This is a genomic window from Gilvimarinus sp. 1_MG-2023 (genome assembly GCF_030548285.1).
In genome coordinates, this window is sequence record NZ_JAUOSC010001794.1 from 1 (window position 1) to 233 (window position 233).

Here is a 233-nt window from a genome sequence, read left to right on the forward strand (position 1 = left end):
GTGCAGGTTTGTTTGATGTACAGCAGGTCGAGGTCTTGCGCGGCCCACAAGGCACCCGTTTTGGTGCCAATGCCCTGGCCGGTATGATCAATATCGAAAGTAATGATCCAACAGAACAGTTTGAAGGCATGGTGTCGGGCAAACTGGGTAACTACAACACCAAAGCCCTCGGTGCCGTGGTGTCGGGGGAAGTCGGCCCGGGACTGAATATGCGCTTGTCGGCGCATCAGAAC

1 pseudogene is annotated in these 233 nt (G+C 55.4%); it reads left to right on the forward strand.

The window, feature by feature from the left end:
- A pseudogene (locus tag Q4563_RS22875) lies at positions 1 to 233 on the forward strand (TonB-dependent receptor); the annotation flags it as partial.